The organism is Mycobacterium sp. TH-M15 (genome assembly GCF_057473705.1).
Map to the genome: position 1 here is coordinate 1 of NZ_JBYCLB010000043.1, position 3,664 is coordinate 3,664.

General features: G+C 72.6%; 4 protein-coding genes. 1 reads left to right on the top strand and 3 read right to left on the bottom strand.

All coding sequences use genetic code 11. The features are described 5' to 3' along the window. Positions 1 to 824 (bottom strand): DMT family transporter (locus AC2VNT_RS01105; protein WP_486945102.1); only part of this gene is annotated, 824 nt, incomplete at its 3' end. 183 nt (positions 825 to 1,007) lie between these two features. Between AC2VNT_RS01105 and AC2VNT_RS01110 the strand changes: the two genes are divergently transcribed. Beyond that, entirely contained in the window at positions 1,008 to 2,342 is a 1,335-nt protein-coding gene (locus AC2VNT_RS01110) for a DUF349 domain-containing protein (RefSeq protein ID WP_486945103.1), read from the top strand. Here the strand turns inward: AC2VNT_RS01110 and AC2VNT_RS01115 are convergent. Both AC2VNT_RS01115 and AC2VNT_RS01120 read right to left on the bottom strand, forming a co-directional pair. Further along, the gene (locus tag AC2VNT_RS01115; RefSeq protein ID WP_486945104.1) at positions 2,339 to 2,944 is read right to left on the bottom strand and encodes an Rv2732c family membrane protein; all 606 of its coding nucleotides are present in this window, start codon (positions 2,942 to 2,944) and stop codon (positions 2,339 to 2,341) included. The genes AC2VNT_RS01110 and AC2VNT_RS01115 overlap by 4 nt on opposite strands. Further along, on the bottom strand, positions 2,941 to 3,664 hold a 724-nt coding region (locus AC2VNT_RS01120; protein ID WP_486945105.1), incomplete at its 5' end, for a radical SAM protein. The genes AC2VNT_RS01120 and AC2VNT_RS01115, both read right to left, overlap by 4 nt.

Here is a 3,664-nt window from a genome sequence, read left to right on the forward strand (position 1 = left end):
ACCACGACGGCGACGACCATGACGGTTACCGCCATCACCAGGACGGCCCAGCCCGCCTCGCCGGGCCGCAGCGACTCGCCGAGCAGCACCACACTGAGCACCGCCGCCAGCACCGGCTCGACCAGCATCATCGTCGGCAGCGACGCGGTCAACGCACCGGCCCGGAACGACGACTGCTGGAAGACCGTCCCGGTCAGCGCCAGCACCAGCCACCCGTACAGCTCGGGCGATGCCAGCAGCGGGCCCAGACCGCGGCCGAGCAGATCGATCACGGTTTTGGTCAGCACGGCGAATACCCCCCACGACGACGCCGACACCACCGCCAACAGCACCGCCGCCACCCGACCGGGCCGGATACGCGCTCCGAGCAGGCACAACAGCAACGGCGGCCCGAGCACCGCGATCACCACGGCCCAGGTCCGCAGCGAGGCATGTGATTCGCCGGCGGTGGGGCGTCCGACCACGATCACCACCGCGTCGGCGGCGGCCAGCACCGCCGCCCACACCCAGACCACGCGACCCATCCGTTGTCGGGTCAGCGCGGCGTTGATCGGCAGCGCGAACAGCAGCGACGTCACCAGCAACGCCTCGACCAGCAGCACCGAACCCAGCCCGAGAGCGGCGATCTGCAGCACGGTGCCGCCGACCGCGGCCGTACCGCCCAGCCACCACCGCCGGTCGCGCAACAGCCGGCCGAACAACTCGAGGTGACCGATCTGTTCGTCGCCGACCACGTTCGCGGCCCGGTGCTGGGTGGCATCGCCGATCGCGATGAACAGCGCAGCGCCGAGCGCCAACAGCGCCGTGATCTCCGGCTCGACCACGCTTTACCTCCTCCGCCGGTCTCCGTCGGCTACGAATGTCGCACACGCGTGTCGTCGGGGCGTCTGCGGCAACGCGGCGGCGCACCCCGCGGCCACCTGCTTGAATACCAGTAGAAGTAAGGCGCCGCCGGTGCGCGGTAGGGGCGTGGGATCTCCACGCGGAGGGTTAGGTGACCGGAGGCTATGACCACCAGGAGGACCAGCAGGAGCGATTCGCCGGGTCCGCAGCCAACCCCGCACCCGATTCCGCGGCCGGGTCCGCGACCCACAGCGCGGCCCGCCCCGCACGCGATGGCCCCATCGGCACCGAGCGACCCGCGCCGGTTCGGCCGCATCGACGACGACGGCACGGTGTGGCTGGTCACCCCGGCCGGTGAACGTCGGATCGGGTCCTGGCAGGCCGGCGACACCGACGCGGCATTCGCGCATTTCGGTCGCCGATTCGACGATCTGAGCACCGAGGTCGCCCTGCTGGAGGACCGGTTGGCGTCCGGCACCGGAGACGCCCGCAAGATCAAGGCCACCGCAGCGAGCCTGAGCGAGGCGCTGCCGACCGCGGCCGTGCTCGGCGACGTCGACGCCCTGGCCGGCCGGTTGGCCGCCATCTGCGGACAAGCCGAGGCCGTGGCCGAGCAGGACCGGGCGCAGCGCGCCGAACGCCGCGCGGCCGCGACCGCGCGCAAGGAAGCGTTGGCCACCGAGGCCGAGGAGCTGGCCGCCAACGCCACGCAGTGGAAGTCCGCGGGCAACCGGCTGCGGGCCATCCTCGAGGAATGGAAGACGGTAGGCGGGCTGGACCGGAAAACCGACGACGCGCTGTGGAAGCGCTATTCGGCGGCGCGGGACGCGTTCAACCGTCGGCGCGGAACGCACTTCGCCGAGCTGGACCGGGAACGGGTCTCCGCCCGGCAGGAGAAGGAGCGGTTGTGCCGGCGAGCCGAGGAGCTGGCCGAATCCACCGACTGGGGCGCCACCGGCGCCGCGTTCCGCGATCTGCTCACCGCGTGGAAGGCGGCCGGGCGGACGGCCAAAGACGTCGACGACCAGCTGTGGCGGCGGTTCAAAGCGGCCCAGGACGTGTTCTTCAGCGCGCGCAACTCGGCCACCGCCGAACGCGACGCCGGGCTGGAGGCCAACGCCGCCGCCAAGGAGGCCCTGCTCGCCGAGGCGGAGCGGATCGATCCGACCAACCGGGACGCGGCCCGGGCCGCGTTGCGGTCGATCCTCATCAAGTGGGACGCGATCGGCAAGGTGCCCCGGCAGCGCTCTGCCGAGCTGGAGCGACGGCTGCGGGCACTGGAGAGGAAGCTGCGCGACACCGCCGACCCGGCCGGGGCCGACCCGCAGGCGCAGGCCCGCGCCGAGCAGTTCCGCGCCCGCGCCGAGCAGTTCGCCCGGCAGGCCGACAAGGCTCAGGCCGCCGGCCGGGAGGCAGACGCCGCGCAGGCCCGGCAGAGCGCCGAACAGTGGCAGCAGTGGGCTGACGCCGCCGAACAGGCGTTGAGCCGGAAAAGCTAGTCCGGCTTGCGGTCCCGGTCGGCGCGCTGCTCACCGGGACCGCCGAGTTCGTCCAGCAGACTCTTGGACTGGTTCTTCGCAGCAACCTCGCGACGGTGCGCCTCGGCGGCCAGCTGCACGACGGTGCGCGCCCACACCAACCGGGCCCAGTGGAACGTCAGGACGATCACCGTCAGCCACCCGATGACCAACCCGATCCCCGGGCCCGGGTGACCCGCGGAGACCGTCTGCCGAGACCACACCGCCAGCAGTCCGGCCACGCTCGCCACCGCGGTGCCGGCCAGCGCGAACCAAGCCATCACCCACCGCCGGGTCAGCAGCGCCAGCAACGAGAAACCCACCCCGAAGACCAGCGCCAGCCACATGAACAGCCGCGACGGCAGCGTCACCTCGGCCGCTCCGGCGCCTTCGCCGGCGCCGAGCACATCCCAGCCCCGAACCGAACCGGTGTGCGGCAGCAGAAACGACACCAGCAGCACGAAGACCCCGATCAGAACGACCAGGGCGCGGCCGCCGGGCTCGATCTGCCGCGCGATCCGCCGCTCCACCGCCTCCAGATCGGAGCGGTAGGAATCGAAGTCCGCGTGGTCTCCGTCGCTCATCGCCGGCTCACTTCGCACAGCGGAGTCGACGGCGGCGGCGTCGCGGCGGGTGCGCCGATTCGGGGCATCCCCAGGGTGATCGGCCGTGGGCCGCCGGCGTGGGCGTCGCCGGCCCGGGTGCGGCGGTGGGTCAGCACCGGCCCGTCGGCGAGCAGGTGGTGCGGCGCCGCGCCGGTCACCGTGGTGGTGATGACGTCGCCCGGGCGGATCTGCCGGTCCCCCGGGGCGAAGTGCACCAGCCGGCCGTCCCGGGCGCGGCCGCTCATCCGCGCGGTGCGGGCATCCTTGCGTCCCTCGCCGACCGCGGCCAGCACCTCGACGGTGCGCCCCAGCTGCGCCTGATTCTCGGTCAGCGAGATCTCCTCCTGCAGCGCAACCAGCCGGTCGTAGCGCTGCTGCACCACCTCTTTCGGCAGTTGGCCGGGGAGCTCGGCGGCCGGTGTCCCCGGCCGGATCGAGTACTGGAAGGTGAAGGCCGCGGAGAACCGGGCCGCCCGCATCACGTCCAGGGTGGCCGCGAAGTCGTCCTCGGTCTCGCCGGGGAAGCCGACGATCACATCGGTGCTGATCGCGGCATCGGGGATCGCGGTGCGCACCCGGTCGAGGATGCCCAGGTAGCGCTCGGCCCGATAGGAGCGCCGCATCGCCCGCAGGATCCGGTCGGAGCCGGACTGCAGCGGCATGTGCAGCGTCGGGCAGACGTTCGCCGTCTCGGCCATC